At 66.9% G+C, this 15,887-nt stretch carries 16 protein-coding genes and 1 pseudogene; 12 read left to right on the top strand and 5 right to left on the bottom strand.

Features of this window, described 5'->3' with window-relative positions; all coding sequences use genetic code 11:
• Window positions 1–28: 28 nt before the first annotated feature.
• From QJR12_RS11230 to QJR12_RS11215, 4 genes and pseudogenes are all read left to right on the top strand, one after another.
• On the top strand, window positions 29–1,426 hold the full coding sequence (locus tag QJR12_RS11230; RefSeq protein WP_300582006.1) for an LLM class flavin-dependent oxidoreductase: 1,398 nt from the start codon (window positions 29–31) through the stop codon (window positions 1,424–1,426).
• Window positions 1,427–1,442: 16 nt separating this feature from the next.
• Window positions 1,443–2,231 (top strand): N-acyl homoserine lactonase family protein, encoded by a 789-nt coding sequence (locus QJR12_RS11225; RefSeq protein WP_300582003.1) that lies wholly within the window; start codon window positions 1,443–1,445, stop codon window positions 2,229–2,231.
• Window positions 2,232–2,237: 6 nt separating this feature from the next.
• The gene (locus QJR12_RS11220) at window positions 2,238–2,465 is read left to right on the top strand and encodes a hypothetical protein (protein WP_300582000.1); all 228 of its coding nucleotides are present in this window, start codon (window positions 2,238–2,240) and stop codon (window positions 2,463–2,465) included.
• Window positions 2,462–2,884 (top strand): annotated as a pseudogene (locus QJR12_RS11215) (flavin reductase family protein); the annotation flags it as partial. The gene QJR12_RS11220 and the pseudogene QJR12_RS11215, both read left to right, overlap by 4 nt.
• Here QJR12_RS11215 and QJR12_RS11210 read toward each other — a convergent pair.
• Window positions 2,772–4,610 carry an AMP-binding protein gene (locus QJR12_RS11210; protein ID WP_300582441.1) on the bottom strand — a complete coding sequence of 613 codons (1,839 nt, stop codon included), beginning with the start codon at window positions 4,608–4,610 and terminating at the stop codon, window positions 2,772–2,774. The pseudogene QJR12_RS11215 and the gene QJR12_RS11210 sit on opposite strands and share 113 nt — an antisense overlap.
• A 204-nt stretch (window positions 4,611–4,814) precedes the next feature.
• Between QJR12_RS11210 and QJR12_RS11205 the strand changes: the two genes are divergently transcribed.
• Both QJR12_RS11205 and QJR12_RS11200 read left to right on the top strand, forming a co-directional pair.
• Window positions 4,815–5,747, top strand: a complete 933-nt coding sequence (locus QJR12_RS11205; protein ID WP_300581998.1) for a class I SAM-dependent methyltransferase — start codon at window positions 4,815–4,817, stop codon at window positions 5,745–5,747.
• A 14-nt stretch (window positions 5,748–5,761) separates the two neighbouring features.
• Entirely contained in the window at window positions 5,762–6,949 is a 1,188-nt protein-coding gene (locus tag QJR12_RS11200) for a CoA transferase (protein ID WP_300581995.1), read from the top strand.
• Here the strand turns inward: QJR12_RS11200 and QJR12_RS11195 are convergent.
• The 3 genes from QJR12_RS11195 to QJR12_RS11185 all read right to left on the bottom strand — a co-directional run bounded on the left by QJR12_RS11195 (window position 6,938) and on the right by QJR12_RS11185 (window position 9,956).
• Window positions 6,938–8,107 carry an acyl-CoA dehydrogenase gene (locus tag QJR12_RS11195; protein WP_300582438.1) on the bottom strand — a complete coding sequence of 390 codons (1,170 nt, stop codon included), beginning with the start codon at window positions 8,105–8,107 and terminating at the stop codon, window positions 6,938–6,940. The two genes, QJR12_RS11200 and QJR12_RS11195, sit on opposite strands and share 12 nt — an antisense overlap.
• An 87-nt stretch (window positions 8,108–8,194) precedes the next feature.
• The gene (gene purE, locus QJR12_RS11190) at window positions 8,195–8,701 is read right to left on the bottom strand and encodes a 5-(carboxyamino)imidazole ribonucleotide mutase (protein ID WP_300581993.1); all 507 of its coding nucleotides are present in this window, start codon (window positions 8,699–8,701) and stop codon (window positions 8,195–8,197) included.
• Between the two features lie 49 nt (window positions 8,702–8,750).
• Window positions 8,751–9,956, bottom strand: a complete 1,206-nt coding sequence (locus tag QJR12_RS11185; RefSeq protein WP_300581991.1) for a 5-(carboxyamino)imidazole ribonucleotide synthase — start codon at window positions 9,954–9,956, stop codon at window positions 8,751–8,753.
• A gap of 85 nt (window positions 9,957–10,041) precedes the next feature.
• On the opposite strand from QJR12_RS11185, the gene QJR12_RS11180 reads away from it, so the two are divergent.
• Window positions 10,042–10,701, top strand: a complete 660-nt coding sequence (locus tag QJR12_RS11180; RefSeq protein ID WP_300581989.1) for a GtrA family protein — start codon at window positions 10,042–10,044, stop codon at window positions 10,699–10,701.
• A 119-nt stretch (window positions 10,702–10,820) separates the two neighbouring features.
• Here the strand turns inward: QJR12_RS11180 and QJR12_RS11175 are convergent, their stop codons facing one another.
• The gene (locus QJR12_RS11175; protein WP_300581986.1) at window positions 10,821–11,630 is read right to left on the bottom strand and encodes a biotin--[acetyl-CoA-carboxylase] ligase; all 810 of its coding nucleotides are present in this window, start codon (window positions 11,628–11,630) and stop codon (window positions 10,821–10,823) included.
• A gap of 51 nt (window positions 11,631–11,681) precedes the next feature.
• On the opposite strand from QJR12_RS11175, the gene QJR12_RS11170 reads away from it, so the two are divergent.
• The 5 genes from QJR12_RS11170 to QJR12_RS11150 all read left to right on the top strand — a co-directional run bounded on the left by QJR12_RS11170 (window position 11,682) and on the right by QJR12_RS11150 (window position 15,817).
• On the top strand, window positions 11,682–13,322 hold the full coding sequence (locus QJR12_RS11170; protein WP_300581983.1) for an acyl-CoA carboxylase subunit beta: 1,641 nt from the start codon (window positions 11,682–11,684) through the stop codon (window positions 13,320–13,322).
• 155 nt (window positions 13,323–13,477) lie between these two features.
• Entirely contained in the window at window positions 13,478–13,741 is a 264-nt protein-coding gene (locus QJR12_RS11165; protein WP_300581980.1) for an acyl-CoA carboxylase subunit epsilon, read from the top strand.
• A 52-nt stretch (window positions 13,742–13,793) separates the two neighbouring features.
• A complete protein-coding gene (locus tag QJR12_RS11160; protein WP_300581978.1) occupies window positions 13,794–14,492 on the top strand; it encodes a nucleoside triphosphate pyrophosphatase in 699 nt (232 codons plus the stop codon).
• 9 nt (window positions 14,493–14,501) lie between these two features.
• The gene (locus QJR12_RS11155) at window positions 14,502–15,395 is read left to right on the top strand and encodes a sulfurtransferase (RefSeq protein ID WP_300581974.1); all 894 of its coding nucleotides are present in this window, start codon (window positions 14,502–14,504) and stop codon (window positions 15,393–15,395) included.
• Entirely contained in the window at window positions 15,392–15,817 is a 426-nt protein-coding gene (locus QJR12_RS11150; RefSeq protein WP_300581971.1) for a SufE family protein, read from the top strand. Before QJR12_RS11155 ends, QJR12_RS11150 begins: the two co-directional genes overlap by 4 nt.
• The last annotated feature ends 70 nt before the right edge of the window (window positions 15,818–15,887 follow it).

Below are 15,887 nucleotides of genomic sequence, written 5' to 3'. Positions count from 1 at the left end.
GCCGAGACCCACAACGATAAGGAGCGAGATGATCGAGATCGGGGTCTTCCACAACGGTGCATCCGACCTGCCCGGGGTCGCGGTGGACGTGGACGGGGTGTCGGTCACCGTCAACGACGGCACGCTGGCCGAGACCCATGCCGCCGCCCAGCGAACCATCGTCAACCAGGTGCGGCAAGGCATTCTCGCCGACCAGCTCGGCTATGACTACTGGTTTCAAACCGAGCACCACTTCCAGCCCGAAGGCGCGGAACTGTCGCCGAATCCGCTGCTCAGCGAGGCGGCGATCGCGTCTCGGACCAAGCGGATCCGGCTGGCACAAGCGGCGAACATCATCACCTGGTGGCACCCGGTGCGGATCGCCGAGCAAGCCGCGATGCTCGACGTGATCAGCGGGGGGCGCCTGGAGTTCGGCATCGGCCGCGGCTATCAGCCGCGGGAGAACGAAACCTTCGGATGGACCTATGGGTCGACCATCCAGGACCAGGAACGCAACCGCGCCTACTACGAAGAGGCCTACGAGACCATCATCAAGGCCTGGACCCAGGACTCCTTCAGCCACCACGGCGAATTCCTGTCGCTGCCGCCGTCCTACACCAAGTGGAATCACAAGCAGACGATCGCCTATTTCAGCCGTCCGGGCGTGGGCCGGTCGTTGGAGCAGGTGCTCAAGCTGGGGCCGCCGGACATGTACTCGGGCGGCAACCCGGTCCAGGCGACCACCACCAAGCTGCTGGAGTTTCCCGTCTACCCGCAGCCGCTGCAGAAGCCCTACCCCCAGATCTGGGAGCCGCTGACCAGCTCCCGCTCCATCAAGTGGGCAGCCGAGCACGGCATCAATGGCTACTTCATTGTCGAACCGAACTCGCGGCTGCGTAAGAACATCGAGTTGTACTACGACGCTGCGGAGAAAGCGGGATGGCCGGACCGCCAGGGCCGCGGGCAGTTCAAACACGGCTGGGATGCCGAGAAGCGCCGCGGCGTGGTGACCTGCCGCTACATCCATGTGGTCGACAAGGGGCTGGGCGATCTGGATCGCGCCGCACGCGGAATGGAGCTGCAGTGGGATTACTACGGGCCGTTCGGGTTCGCCGCAGTGCTGGCCGAGGCCGACGAGCCCATGTACGACCTGAACATGAAGGTCACCGCGGACCTGCTGCGCCAAAAGGAGGTCGCCATCCACGGCTCCAAGGACTACGTGATCGACACCATCATGAAGGTCAAAGACCAGTGCGGCTATGAGGACTTCATGTTCAACGCCTGGTTTGAGCTCGGGGGCTTCGCCGGCGAGGAGATCGAGGCGCAGATGCAGTACTTCGCCGAGGAGATCATGCCGGTGCTGCGCAAGGAATGCGGCGGCAGCCCGGCGCGCCAAGACAGCTCGGTGAACCTGGATGTCGCCGTGCCGGCGGTGGCCGGGACCTGACGACGATGCCCCGCCAATGACCGCGTTCGGCACGGCAAAGCGCCTGTGGGCGCTGGATTCGCCGACGTTCACCCTCGATAAGTCGATTCTCATGGTCGGCGCCTCCGGCGAGTGCACCATCCCCATGCCCGCCTACCTCATCGAGCACCCCAAAGGGCTGGTGCTGTTCGACACCGGCCTGGTCCCGGCGGCGGCGACCGACCCCGAAGGCGTCTACGGGGAACTCGCCGGGCTGCTCGGGTTGCGCTTCAGTCCCGAGCAGGCGATCGACCGTCAGCTGCAGGCGCTGGGTTATGCGACGTCGGATGTCAAATACGTGATCGTCTCGCACACCCACTTCGATCACAGCGGCGGTTTGTATCTGTTCCCGCAGGCCGAGTTCTTCGTCGGGCAGGGAGATATCCGCTACGCGTACTGGCCCGACCCCGCAGGCGCGGCGTTCTTCCGGCAAGCGGACATCGACGCCGCCCGGCGGTTCCGGTGGCGGGAGATCCCGGGGGTAGACCACGACGTGTTCGGTGACGGCAGCGTCGTGATCCTGTTCACGCCCGGCCACACCCCCGGGGAGCTGAGCCTGCTGGTGCGCCTGCCCAGTCGCAATTTCATCCTCACCGGCGACACGGTGCATCTGCGTGAGGCCCTCGAAGCCGTGGTGCCGATGCCCTACGACGCGAACACCGAGCAGTCGCTGCGCTCCATCCGGCGGCTGCAATTGTTGCGCGACAGCGCCGACGCCACGGTGTGGATCACCCACGATCCGCAAGACTGGGCGGAATTCGGCCACGCCCCCCACTGCTTCGAGTAACCGACGATGTCTCGGATCCTGCAGCGATTTGCCGAGCACCGTGACATGCCGCTCACTCCCGCGAAGTACACCGGTCCGCCCGGTCCGCCCGGTTACGGCCTCGACAGGGTAGCGCCGCGCTGCGGCGTCACCGCAGATAACCTTCGCTACCTGCGCAGCAAGCGGGATAAGCTCGGTCCTCTCCTCGATCTGCCCGAGGATCTGCCCGACGACGTCTACCGGGCGCCACGATGACCGTCGGCCAAGACACCGCAGTGACCCAAGCGCTGTTCCGCGAGGCGATGAGCCGCTTTCCCAGCGGGGTGACCCTGGTCACCACCTTGGCTGCCGACGGCCGCCCACGGGGCTTCACCGCCACCGCATTCACCGCGGTGTCCGTGGCTCCACCGCTGGTCCTGACGTGTCTGGATCGCACCGCCGACTGTCACCCGGCCTTCCTGGCAACGCGAGCGTTCGCGGTCAACATTCTCGGCGTACAGCACCGCGCCCTGGCGCGCAGATTCGCCTGCAAGGGCGCCGACAAGTTTGCGGGCGCATCATTCACCGACACCGCCCTGGGCTGTCCGGCGCTCGTTGACGCGGTGGCCACCGTCGACTGCGAGACCGCACAGCGGATTGAAGCCGGCGACCACACCATCCTGCTCGGCTTGGTGCGGCACGTTCGTCTGGGTGAGGCCTCACCGATCGTCTACGCGCACCGCAGTTTTCGCGAGATGGCACCACCGCCCGACCCGTGAAACAGCCGGGAACCGATCCACGCCACGTCGGTCGACACGTCCCCGGGCGCCGGGACCGCGACCGGCGCAGTGGACACCGACCTCCCCCTCCGTTTAGTCCTGGAAAGAAAAAGTCTTGGTACTGCTCCCGTAGCAGGTTCTTTTGCACCTTGCCCGTCGCGGTGCGGGGCATCTTGTCGGTGAAGATCACCGCCTTGGGCACCTTGAACCCCGACAGTCGGTGGCGGGCCGCAGCCAGCACGTCCTCCTCGGTGAGCCGGGTGTCCGGCTTGGGGGTGACGATCGCCACGATGGCCTCGGTCCAGCGTTCATGCGGCACTCCCACCACGACCACCTCCTGGATCCGGGGCTCTGCCTCATAGAGCGCCTTCTCGACTTCAATGGAGGCCACGTTCTCACCCCCGGTCTTGATCACGTCCTTCTTGCGGTCGGTGAACCACAGCAGCCCGTCGGCATCGAAGCGGCCGATGTCGCCGGAATGAAACCAGCCATGCGCGAATGCCTCGGCGGTGGCCTCCGGGTCGCGCAGGTAGCCCTCCATCGCGTGCGGGCCACGGTAGACGATCTCGCCGGGCTGGCCGCCGGGCAGCAGCCGGCCGGCATCGTCCATGATCCCCACCTGAACATTGGGAACCGGCAGGCCGACGGAGCCCGCGTGCGACAGCTGATACTCGGGCGGAAAGACGGTGGTCAGCGGGTTCATCTCGGTCTGGCCGAAACCGAGCGCGAACCGGCAGCCGAAAACCTCCATGGCCCTGCGCAGGTCGGTGTCGGGCATCGGTGCCATCGCATACAGCGCCAGGCGCAGGCTCGACAGGTCGCGTGCGGTGATATCGGGGTGATCCATCATCGCGCGGTACATCATCGGCAGCCCGAAGATCTGCGTGAGGCGCTCGGCCTCGATGGTCGCCAACAGCGCGGCCGGGTCGAACGCCCGCATCAACACCGCGGTGCCACCGACGTAGATCAAAGCGGTGGTGAACCCGTTGAGTTGAGCGGTGTGAAACAGCGGCATCATCACCGCCGCGCGGTCCTGGGCACCAAGACCCAACACCAAAGGGGCCGTGAGCGACTCCAGGTAGACCGCGAGGTGGCTGCTCACCACCCCCTTGGGGGCCGACGTCGTGCCGCTGGTGTAGAGGTAGGTGATGGGGTCCCGGTCGGCGACGAAGCATTCCGGCTCGGCGTCGGTGGCGTCGCCGACGAACTCGCCCAGTGCCCGCCAGTGGCACGAACCGGTGGATCCCCATTGCCTGCCGGTACCGGGTGCGACGATCACATCGGTCACCGTGCGATGTTCGAGGCGGTCGAGCGCCGCACCGACGAGCTCGGCCAATTGGCTTTCCACAAGTATTCCTTTGGCGCCGCAGTGCCCCAGCACGTAGGCCGTCTCGGACGGTCCCCACGCGAGATTGATCGGCACACACACCACACCGGTTTTGGCACACGCGTAATAGGTGAGCAAGAACTCGACGCTGTTACCACACGCCAGGGCGAGCACATCGCCGCGGTGGTAACCCGCGGTCAGCAGCGCGTTGGCCAGCCGATTCACGGCGGCGTTCAGCTCGCCATAGGTCAGCCGGCGCGGGCCGTCGATCACGGCCTCTTTCCCAGGCAGTCGCCAAGCGGTACGGGTCAGCATGTCGCCCACGTTGACGCGCGTCACGAGATTTTTCCGCAGGTCCAAGTCGGTCACCGGCGCTCCTTCTCCGTCTGAATCCATAATCGCCGAATCCGCAATCGCCGGTGGCGCTTCCCCGGCGAACGGTCGGCTGACGGGGGTCTCTCGATCGGGCGCGCATTCGCCGCGGGCGATTGCGCCGCGTCTGCCGTTACACTGGCGGCGATGGTACGCACCGAAAACGACACCTGGGATTTGGCAACCAGCGTGGGGGCCACCGCGACGATGGTGGCCGCGGGCCGGGCCCGCGCCACCCGAGCTGAGCATCCGCTCATCGAAGACCGGTTTGCCGAGCCCCTGGTCCGGGCGGTCGGCATCGACTTTTTCACCCGGTGGGCCACCGGCGAACTCGAGTCGGTCGACGTTGACATTCCCGACTTGCCGTGGGGGATGCAGCGGATGACCGACGTGCTGGCCGCGCGCACCCGTTTCATCGACACGTTCCTGTCGGACGCCGTCGCGGCCGGAATCCGCCAGGCGGTGATCGTGGCTTCGGGTCTGGACACCCGCGGCTATCGACTCCCCTGGCCGGACGGCATGACGCTGTTCGAGATCGACCAACCGCGGGTGATCGAGTTCAAGACCGCCGCGCTCGCCGAACTCGGCGCCGAGCCGACCGTCGACCTGCGGACGGTACCGATCGATCTGCGCCACGATTGGCCGACGGCGCTGCGCGAGGCCGGGTTCGACACGACGCGGCCCACCGCGTGGGTCGTCGAAGGCCTGCTGGCGTTCCTGCCTCCCGAAGCCCAGGACCGCTTGCTGGACAACATCACCGAACTCAGCGCCGCCGGCAGCCGGCTGGTTGCCGAGGTCTTCGGGAATTCCCCTGGCAACCAGCAAATCCTGCGGGCGGCCACCCGGAAGTGGTACGAGCACGGTCTCGACGTGGAACTCGACGACCTGTGGTTTTCCGGGGAACGTAACGATGTGGTGAGCTACCTGGCGGGCCACCATTGGAGCACGGTGCGCATATCGCAGGGCCAACTGTTGGCCGACAACGGATTACCGGTGCCGCAAACCCAAGACGGTGGGGCGTACTACGCCGACAACTACTACTGCACCGCGGTACTGCACACCAAGGACGGCGCGCGCTAGGGAAAGGGCCGCAGATGCCCGACGGCGATGGCCCCAAGCCTCTTCAGGGGTTTCGGGTGTTGGATTTCACCCAGAACGTGGCCGGGCCGCTGGCCGGACAGGTACTTGCCGACCTGGGCGCCGAGGTCATCAAGATCGAGGCGCCCGGCGGGGAGGCCGCCCGCCACCTCACCTCGGTCCTTCCCGGGCGCCCGTCGCTGCCCGCGTATTTTCTTCCCAATAATCGCGGCAAGAAATCGGTGATGGTCGATCTTGGCGCCGAAGAAGCCAAGCAGCAGATCCTGCGGCTCGCCGACACCGCGGACGTGATCCTTGAGGCGTTCCGCCCCGGGGTGATGGAAAAGCTCGGCTTGGGCCCCGCCGACGTGCAGGCACGCAACCCCAAACTGATTTATGCGCGGCTCTCGGCCTACGGCGGTAACGGCCCGCACGGCAGCCGGCCGGGCATCGACTTGACGGTGGCGGCCGAAGCCGGCATGACCTCCGGGATGCGCACCCCGGACGGCCGACCGCAACTCATCCCGTTTCAGCTCGTCGACAATGCCAGCGGTCACGTGTTGGCCCAGGCGGTGCTGGCCGCCCTGCTCAACCGGGAACGCCACGGCGTGGCCGACGTCATCAGCGTCGCAATGTATGACGTGGCGGTGGGACTGCAAGCCAGCCAGTTGACGGTGCATCTGAACCCGCCCGGCGATCAACCGGTGTCGCGCGCCGCGGGCCGCAAGACGGTGGGGTTTGCGGCGCAACCTTCAGGTGCCTTTCGCGCCGCAGACGGGTATGTCGTCATCAGCGCCTACGTGCCCAAACATTGGGTGCTGCTGTGCCGGGTCCTCGGCCGCTGCGACCTTCTCGACGACGCGCGGTTCGCCGATCAGCGATCGCGAGCGATCCACTACGCCGAGTTGACCGACGAATTGGAGGCGACACTACTCACCAGGACCGCTTCCGAATGGGTTGACTTGCTGTGCCGCAACGGGATAATGGCGTGCCTGCCCTACACCTGGAAACAGGTCGTCGCCACCCCGCTGTTTGCGGAAAACAAGCTGGCCCTGAAAGTTGGCGGTGGCCAGGAAGCGGTTACCGTGATTCGCACCCCCGCGCGCTACACCACGTTCACCGCGGCGGTGACCGACCCGCCTCCCGCCGCGGGCCAACACAACGGCGAGTTCCTCACCACCCCGGAGGCCACGTCAGCGCAGTAGCGCCCGGGACATCACCACACGCTGAATCTGGTTGGTTCCCTCGTAAATCTGGGTGATCTTGGCGTCGCGCATCATCCGCTCGACCGGGAAGTCGCGGGTGTAGCCATAGCCACCGAACAGCTGCACGGCGTCGGTGGTGACCTCCATCGCGACGTCGGAGGCAAAGCATTTCGAGGCCGCCGAGATGAAACCGAGCCCGGTCTCGCCGCGTTCGGCGCGGGCGGCGGCCGTGTACACCATGAGCCGGGCCGCCTCCAGCTTCATCGCCATGTCGGCGAGCATGAACCGCACACCCTGAAAATCGCTGATCGGCTGGCCGAACTGCTTGCGCTCCTTGGTGTAGGCGATCGCGGCATCCAGCGCGCCCTGGGCGATACCCACCGCTTGGGCGCCGATCGTCGGGCGGGTGTGATCCAGCGTCTTCAGCGCGGTCTTAAACCCGGTGCCGGGCTCGCCGATGATCCGATCCCCCGGGATGCGGCAATTCTCGAAGTACAACTCCGTGGTCGGTGAGCCTTTTATGCCGAGCTTGCGTTCCTTGGGGCCAACCGAAAACCCCTCGTCGTCCTTGTGCACCATGAACGCCGAGATCCCGTTGGCCTCCATGTCCGGGTCTGTCACCGCCATGACCGTGTACCAAGTCGACTTGCCGCCATTGGTGATCCAGCATTTGGACCCGTTGAGCACCCAGGAGTCTCCGTCGGGCCTGGCGCGGGTGCGCATAGCCACCGCGTCGCTGCCCGATCCGCGTTCGGACAGCGCATACGACGCCAGCGCTTCTCCGGACGCCACCGCCGGCAGCACCTGTCGCTTCAGCTCCTCGGAACCGCTGAGCAACAAGCCCATGGTGCCCAGCTTGTTCACGGCCGGGATCAACGACGCCGAGGCGTCCACGCGTGCCACTTCCTCGATCACGATGCAGGTCGCGACCGCATCCGCCCCCTGCCCGCCGTACTCCTCGGGAACGTGGACGGCGTTGAACCCCGAAGCGTTAAGCGCGGCCAGCGCCTCCTCGGGAAATCGGGAGCGCTCGTCGACGTCGGCGGCGTACGGGGCGATCTCTTTTTCCGCCAGCGCACGCACCGCCGCCCGCAAATGCTCGTGCTCCTCGGGCAGTTGGAACAGATCGAACGACGGGTTTCCGGCCCACTTACCCACCTCGGCCTCCTCGCTGTGCCCGATCACCCGGCTTCCCCGGCACCCGCAGTGCCCTCGGGTTTACCCGATGGGCGGCGTCGCCGCTGGCTATTCGCCGGTAACTTTACCTTGAAGCGAGTTGTCCTTAGCCCGTACCGTCTCCGCCAACCGCTCCTGGAAGGCCAGCATCCGCGTGCGCAGCCCGGGGTCCGCGGACCCCAGCATGCGCACCGCCAGCAGACCCGCGTTGCGGGCACCCCCGATAGCGACCGTGGCCACCGGCACGCCGGCCGGCATCTGCACGATCGACAACAGCGAGTCGAGGCCGTCGAGATGGGCCAGCGGCACCGGCACCCCGATGACCGGCAGCGGCGTGGCGGCGGCGACCATTCCCGGCAGGTGGGCGGCGCCTCCGGCGCCGGCGATGATCACCTGGATGCCGCGGTCGGCGGCGCCGCGGGCGTAGTCCAGCATCAGCGCGGGCGTGCGGTGCGCCGAAACGACCCGCACCTCGAAGGGGATGTCGAACTCGGCCAGCGCCTCGGCGGCCGCGGTCATCACCGACCAGTCGCTGTCGCTGCCCATGATCACCGCGACTCGGGGTTGTCGGGTCATCGGCGCCGCTCCTTTTCATCGCTGCGCTCTGCATCGCCGCCGGCGGGGCTCATCGGTCGGTCCACTGTCCGTGGGATAACCAGTGTGCCGCCCGCTCGGCGCGTTCCCGCAGGGTCGCCAGATCGGCGACGTCGGCGCCGAGCAGGTTGACGTGCCCGATCTTGCGGCCCGGGCGCTCGTCCTTGCCGTAGAGGTGAACTCGGGCGTCGGGCATCCGGGCGAACAGGTGGTGCAGTCGTTCGTCGACGGTCATCGCCGGCGGCTGCGGGGCACCCAGCACGTTGGCCATCACGGTCAGCGGAACGGTCGCGGCGGTCTCCCCGAGCGGGTAGTCGAGCACCGCGCGCAGATGCTGCTCGAACTGACTGGTGCGGGCCCCGTCCATGGTCCAGTGCCCGGAGTTGTGCGGCCGCATCGCGAGCTCGTTGACCAGCAGCGCACCCGCGGTGGTCTCGAACAACTCGACCGCCAGCACGCCCACGACGCCCAGCTCGGCCGCCAAGCGCAAGGCCAGATGCTGCGCCTCGGTGCCGGTGTCCTCGGACAGGTCCGGCGCCGGCGCGATCACCAGCACGCAAATACCGTCCCGCTGCACCGTCTCGACCACCGGCCAGGCCGCGCCCTGGCCAAAGGGGGAGCGTGCCACCAGCGCCGATAACTCCCGGCGCAGCGTGATCCGCTCTTCGACCAGCACCGCCACGCCGGCGGTCAGAAACTCGGCCGCGGTCTCCCGCGCATGCGCCAGATCACGCGCCATCCGCACTCCGCGCCCGTCATAACCACCGCGGACCGCCTTGACCACGACCGGACCCCCGATCCGCCGGACGAAGGCGTCGATATCGGCCAAGTTGTCGAGGCTCTCGACGCCGACGTGACGCGGCACCGGCGCGCCCACCGACGCCAGCCGGCGGCGCATCCGGAGCTTGTCCTGGGCGTGCACCAGGGCCTGCGGCGAGGGTGCCACGTTGACGCCTTCGGCGACCAGCTTCTCCAGCAGCTCGATCGGGACATGCTCGTGATCGAAGGTCACCACGTCCGCCCCGGCCGCCACGCGGCGCAGGTCGTCGAGGTCGGTGTGCGAGCCGATCACCACATCCGGGGTGACCTGAGCGGCCGGCTCGTGGGCATCGGTGACCAGCACCCGCAGCGACTGACCCAACGCGATCGCCGCCTGGTGGGTCATCCGGGCGAGCTGACCGCCGCCGACCATGGCGACCAGCGGCGCAGCGGCGCGGGCTGCGGGCACGCCATTCATGGTGTCATGGCGGCTGAGCAAGTATTTAACGGTGGTGACACCGTCGCGGCGCACGGGTCACCGGCGGTACGTACACTGCCAAACTGTGTCCTTTGCCGATGCCACGATCGCGCGGTTACCTGGGCTCGTCCGACCATACGTCGAACGCCATCACGAGCTGATCAAGTTTGCCATCGTCGGTGCCACCACGTTCGTCATCGACTCGGCGATCTTCTACACCCTAAAGCTCACCGTGCTCGAGCCCAAACCCGTGACGGCCAAGGTCATCTCCGGGATCGTCGCCGTCATCGCCTCCTACATCTTGAACAGGGAGTGGAGCTTCCGCGACCGCGGCGGCCGCGAACGCCACCACGAGGCGCTGCTGTTCTTCGCGTTCAGCGGGGGGGGCGTGCTGCTCGCCCTGGCACCGTTGTGGGTCTCCCACTACATCCTGCAGCTGCGGGTGCCCACGGTGTCGTTGACGGTGGAGAACATCGCCGACTTCATCGCCGCCTACATCATCGGCAATCTGCTGCAGATGGCGTTCCGCTTCTGGGCGTTCCGGCGCTGGGTGTTCCCCGACGAGTTCGGGCGCAACCCCGAGAAGGCACTCGAGTCCACCCTCACGGCGGGCGGATTCGCCGAGGTCTTCGAAGACAACATCGAGGGCGGCAACGTCACCCTGCTGCGCTCGTGGCGATCGCGCGCCAACCGGTTTCGTCAGCTGGGCGATTCATCGGACTCGAGGGTGTCGAAGACCTCGTGATAGGGCAGCGCGGGCACTTGTGCCACCCGCGGAATGTCGCAAAATTCCAGTGCGGGTGCGATGCACGACCACCTGTTCGTCGCCGGCCAACACATTGTCGGGATAGCGCACGCCGGCACCTAGAGCGCTCGCAGGTGGGTGATGTCGCCGGCCGATAGCGTCACCGTGTGTTCGCCCGTGTCGATGCGCAACCGGCCCAACTCGTCGACGTCCCGGGCAAGGCCGACGAGATGGCGGCCACCGGGAAGCGTCGCCCGCACCCGCCGACCCAGCGTCAGGCTGTAGCGGCGGTAGTCGTCGTGCAGCTCCCGACCGGCGCCCCCGCCGGCGCGCCACTGCCGGATGCGTCTGGCCAGTGCACGAAGAATACCGGAGGTCAGCGCGTTTCGGTCGGCTGGTGATCCCGCCAGCAACAACGAGGTGGCCGCGTCATCGGGTGCTTCGTCGGCCGTCATCGTGACGTTGAGCCCCAGGCCCACCACGATCGTCGGGGCGGGCGCGGCGACTTCGGCGAGGATACCGGCCAGCTTGCCGCCGCCGAGCATCACGTCGTTCGGCCATTTCAGACCCGCCTGCACGCCGGGCATCTCGGCCAGCGCGTCGACCACCGCCACACCGGTCGCCAACGTCAGCCAGCCCCACCCCGAGGGGGGAACCGACGACGCGCTGACCCCGACCGACATGGCGATCTGGGAACGGGGCGGGCCCGACCATTGCCTGCCGTGGCGTCCGCGGCCGGCGTTCTGGTATTCGGCGAGCAGCACCGACCCGTCGATGTCGGTGCCGGCCGCGCACCGGGCCAGCAGGTCGGCGTTGGTGGAGCCGGTCTCCTCGACCACGTCAAGCCGGCGCCATGGCAGCCCCGGCCCCACCAGACCGTCACCTATCGTCGGCGCATCCAGCGGCGGCCTGGGCACATCACCGTCCATCGCCGCCCAGCTTAGGGGCCGGACGGGACCCGACGGCTAAGCTCGATGGCCATGACAAGCGTTACCGACCACCGTGCCGAACCCGCCGCCGAGCACACCATCGACATCCACACCACGGCGGGCAAGCTGGCTGAGCTGCGCAAGCGGACCGCAGAGACCCGGTATCCGGTCGGCGAGGACGCGGTCGAGAAGGTGCACGCGAAGGGCAAACTGACCGCCCGCGAGCGCATTTACGCCTTGCTGGATGAGGGCTCGTTCGTCGAGTTGGACGCCCTGGCGCGCCACCGCAGCACCAACTTCGGCCTGGACGCCAAGCGCCCGTTGGGCGACGGCGTGGTGACCGGCTACGGCACCATCGACGGGCGCGATGTGTGCATCTTCAGCCAGGACGCCACGGTGTTCGGCGGCAGCCTCGGCGAGGTGTACGGCGAGAAGATCGTCAAGGTACAACAGCTGGCGATCAAGACCGGCCGCCCGCTCATCGGCATCAACGACGGCGCCGGCGCACGCATTCAGGAGGGCGTGGTCTCGCTGGGCCTCTATAGCCGGATCTTCCACAACAACATCCTGGCCTCCGGGGTGATCCCGCAGATCTCGCTGATCATGGGGGCCGCCGCGGGCGGGCACGTCTACTCCCCGGCGTTGACCGACTTCGTGATCATGGTCGACCAGACCAGCCAGATGTTCATCACCGGCCCGGACGTCATCAAGACCGTGACCGGCGAGGACGTCACGATGGAGGAGTTAGGCGGGGCCCATACCCACATGGCGAAATCCGGAACGGCCCACTATGTCGCCTCCGGCGAGCAGGACGCCTTCGACTGGGTACGCGACCTGTTGAGCTACCTTCCGCCCAACAACTACGCCGATCCGCCGCGATACGCCGTACCGGTTGCCGAGGGCGCCATCGAGGACAACCTCACCACCGAGGACCTCGAATTGGACACCCTGATCCCGGACTCCCCCAACCAGCCCTACGACATGCACGAGGTGATCACCCGCATCCTCGATGACGACGAATTCCTCGAGGTGCAGGCCGGTTACGCCAACAACATCATTGTGGGGTTCGGCCGGGTGGAGGGCCGTCCGGTGGGTATCGTCGCCAATCAGCCCACCCAGTTCGCCGGCTGTCTGGACATCAACGCTTCGGAGAAGGCGGCCCGCTTCGTGCGGACCTGCGACTGCTTCAACATCCCGATCGTCATGCTGGTGGACGTGCCGGGCTTTCTGCCGGGCACCGACCAGGAGTACAACGGCATCATCCGCCGCGGCGCCAAGCTGCTTTATGCCTACGGCGAGGCCACCGTCGCCAAGATCACCGTCATCACCCGCAAGGCCTACGGCGGTGCCTACTGCGTGATGGGCTCCAAGGACATGGGCGCCGACGTCTGCGTCGCCTGGCCGACGGCGCAGATCGCGGTGATGGGTGCCTCCGGCGCGGTTGGCTTCGTCTATCGCCAGCAGCTCACCGAGGCCGCCGCCAAGGGCGAGGATGTCGACGCGCTGCGGCTGAAGCTGCAGCAGGAGTACGAGGACACCCTGGTCAACCCGTACATCGCCGCCGAGCGAGGATATGTGGACGCGGTCATCCCGCCGTCACACACTCGCGGCTACGTCGCCACCTCACTGCGGCTTTTGGAACGAAAGATCGCCCAGCTGCCACCCAAGAAGCACGGGAACATCCCCCTGTGAGCACCCGTGAGTCGAACGAGCGGAGCGAACGCAGTGAGCGACGGGAGTAAGACGAACCAGCCGCACCGAGTCGAACGAGCGAGCGAACGCAGTGAGCGACGGGAGTAAGACGAACCAGCCAACCCCCACCGAGTCGAACGAGCGGAGCGAACGCAGTGAGCGACGGGAGTAAGACGAACCAGCCAACCCCCACCGAGTCGGATGACCAACACGAGCCCCATATCCAGATCGTGAAAGGCCAGCCCACCGATGAGGAGCTGGCCGCGCTGATCGCGGTTCTGGGCAGTATCGGCGCCGGCCCGGCCGACCCCGGACCCGTCGAGCGCAACATGTGGGGACATCCCGTCGACAAACTGCGCTATCCCATCTTCAGCTGGCAGCGCGTCACGCTGCTGGAACGGACCCACATGCGCCGATGATCCCCACCGGGGACGACGATGCCGGCGAAGCCGGGATCACGAAGCGGCGCCGATGACCCGCGTGGTGCTCGGGTCCTCGTCTCCGGGGCGGCTCAAGGTGCTTCGCCAAGCGGGCATCGAACCGCTGGTCCTGACCCCGGCTGTCGATGAGGATGCCGTCACCGCCGCACTGGCACCGGACACCTCACCGCGGGACGTGGTGGGTGCCCTGGCCCAGGTAAAGGCCGAACGGGTCGCCGTCGACGTCGATCGTGAGATCGCGGCAGATTGTGTTGTCATCGGCTGCGATTCGATGCTGCACATCGACAACCGACTCTGCGGCAAACCGCAATCCATCGCTGAGGCCCGGGGGCTTTGGCAATCGATGGCGGGCCGGGCCGGCCAACTCTACACCGGGCACTGCGTAATCCGATTGCAACACAACCAAATTATCTACCGTGGCATTGAAACATCAGTAACCACTGTGCATTTCGGCGTACCATCACCAGAGGACCTCGATGCCTACCTGGCCAGTGGGGAATCCCTGCGGGTCGCGGGTGGATTCACGCTGGACGGGCTGGGCGGCTGGTTCATCGACAACGTCGACGGCGACCCGTCGGCGGTGGTGGGCCTGGGGCTGCCGGCAACGCGCTCACTGCTGCACCGGGCCGGGTTGTCAATCGCGGCGTTGTGGAGGGCCAATCCGGTCACCGAGACCACGTCCACGGGCGCCGATTCCGGCGGCTGGCCCGGGCAAGGTCATGGTAGGTAGGCTTAAGACGTGCCACTACCGCCAGACCCAAGCCCCAGCCTGCAGTCCTACGCCCACCCGGAACGGCTGGTCACCGCCGACTGGCTGGCCGCCAACATGGGCCAACCCGGCCTGGTCATCGTCGAATCCGACGAGGACGTGCTGCTCTACGACGTCGGCCATATTCCCGGCGCGGTGAAGATCGACTGGCATACCGACCTCAACCAGCCACGTGTGCGGGACTACATCAACGGCGAGCAATTCGCCGAGTTGATGGACCGCAAAGGCATCGCCCGCGATGACACCGTGGTGATCTACGGCGACAAGAGCAATTGGTGGGCGGCCTACGCGCTGTGGGTGTTCACGTTGTTCGGCCATCCCGATGTGCGGCTGCTCAACGGCGGGCGCGATCTCTGGCTCTCCGAGGGCCGCGAGACCACATTGGAGGTTCCCACCAAAACCTCGAGCGGTTACCCGGTCGTGCAGCGCAACGACGAACCGATTCGCGCGTTCAAAGATGACGTCCTGGCCAGCCTCGGCAGCCAGCCGCTGATCGACGTGCGCTCACCGGAGGAGTACACCGGCAAGCGCACCCACATGCCCGACTACCCCGAAGAGGGCGCGCTGCGCGCCGGGCATATCCCGACGGCGGTGCACATTCCCTGGGGGAAAGCGGTGGATGAGACCGGGCGGTTTCGCAGCCGCGAGGAGCTGGAGACGATCTACGGCTTCATCAAGCCGGACGACAAGACTATCGTTTACTGCCGCATCGGCGAGCGATCCAGCCACACCTGGTTCGTGCTGACGCACCTGCTCGGCAAGCCCGGTGTCCGCAACTACGACGGGTCGTGGACCGAGTGGGGCAACACCGTGCGGGTGCCGATCGTCGCCGGCGAGGAACCCGGAGAAGTACCGGCGCTATGACCCTGCCCGCGCCGCTGGCCGAGGTGGTGTCCGACTTCGCCGAAGTTCAGGGCCCCGACAAGCTGCGGCTGCTGCTGGAATTCGCCAACGACCTGCCGCCGTTGCCCGCCGAATTGCAAGAGGCGGCGATGGAGCCGGTGCCCGAGTGCCAATCCCCACTGTTCCTGCACGTCGATGCCAGTGACCCGCAGCGGGTCCGGCTGTATTTCAGTGCTCCGGCCGAGGCGCCCACCACCCGCGGGTTCGCGGCGATCCTGGCGGCCGGCCTGGATGAACAGCCCGCCACCGACATTCTTGCCGTGCCCGAAGACTTCTACGCCGATCTGGGTCTGGCGGCGTTGATCAGCCCGCTGCGGCTGCGTGGGATGTCAGCGATGCTGGCGCGGATCAAGCAGCGATTACGCCAGGCGGCCCGAGGCTAAGACACCGGCTGAGCCGACTCGCGGCGCGGCGCTTAGACTTCCCCCGACACCGTTGTAAGAAATTCTCTTA

It is taken from the genome of Mycobacterium sp., assembly GCF_029961025.1.
Taxonomy (GTDB): Bacteria; Actinomycetota; Actinomycetes; order Mycobacteriales; family Mycobacteriaceae; genus Mycobacterium.
The sequence above is the reverse complement of the archived record's forward strand: the minus strand, read 5'-3'. Positions and strand labels throughout refer to the sequence as shown.

What these genes read in the sequence shown, in the direction of transcription:
- QJR12_RS11230 (WP_300582006.1), top strand. Translation starts at nt 29, where the DNA reads ATGATCGAGATCGGGGTCTTCCACAACGGTGCATCCGACCTGCCCGGG.
- QJR12_RS11225 (WP_300582003.1), top strand. Translation starts at nt 1,443, where the DNA reads ATGACCGCGTTCGGCACGGCAAAGCGCCTGTGGGCGCTGGATTCGCCG.
- QJR12_RS11220 (WP_300582000.1), top strand. Translation starts at nt 2,238, where the DNA reads ATGTCTCGGATCCTGCAGCGATTTGCCGAGCACCGTGACATGCCGCTC.
- QJR12_RS11210 (WP_300582441.1), bottom strand. Translation starts at nt 4,610, where the DNA reads ATGCTGACCCGTACCGCTTGGCGACTGCCTGGGAAAGAGGCCGTGATC.
- QJR12_RS11205 (WP_300581998.1), top strand. Translation starts at nt 4,815, where the DNA reads ATGGTACGCACCGAAAACGACACCTGGGATTTGGCAACCAGCGTGGGG.
- QJR12_RS11200 (WP_300581995.1), top strand. Translation starts at nt 5,762, where the DNA reads ATGCCCGACGGCGATGGCCCCAAGCCTCTTCAGGGGTTTCGGGTGTTG.
- purE (WP_300581993.1), bottom strand. Translation starts at nt 8,701, where the DNA reads ATGACCCGACAACCCCGAGTCGCGGTGATCATGGGCAGCGACAGCGAC.
- QJR12_RS11185 (WP_300581991.1), bottom strand. Translation starts at nt 9,956, where the DNA reads ATGAATGGCGTGCCCGCAGCCCGCGCCGCTGCGCCGCTGGTCGCCATG.
- QJR12_RS11175 (WP_300581986.1), bottom strand. Translation starts at nt 11,630, where the DNA reads ATGGACGGTGATGTGCCCAGGCCGCCGCTGGATGCGCCGACGATAGGT.
- QJR12_RS11170 (WP_300581983.1), top strand. Translation starts at nt 11,682, where the DNA reads ATGACAAGCGTTACCGACCACCGTGCCGAACCCGCCGCCGAGCACACC.
- QJR12_RS11160 (WP_300581978.1), top strand. Translation starts at nt 13,794, where the DNA reads ATGACCCGCGTGGTGCTCGGGTCCTCGTCTCCGGGGCGGCTCAAGGTG.
- QJR12_RS11150 (WP_300581971.1), top strand. Translation starts at nt 15,392, where the DNA reads ATGACCCTGCCCGCGCCGCTGGCCGAGGTGGTGTCCGACTTCGCCGAA.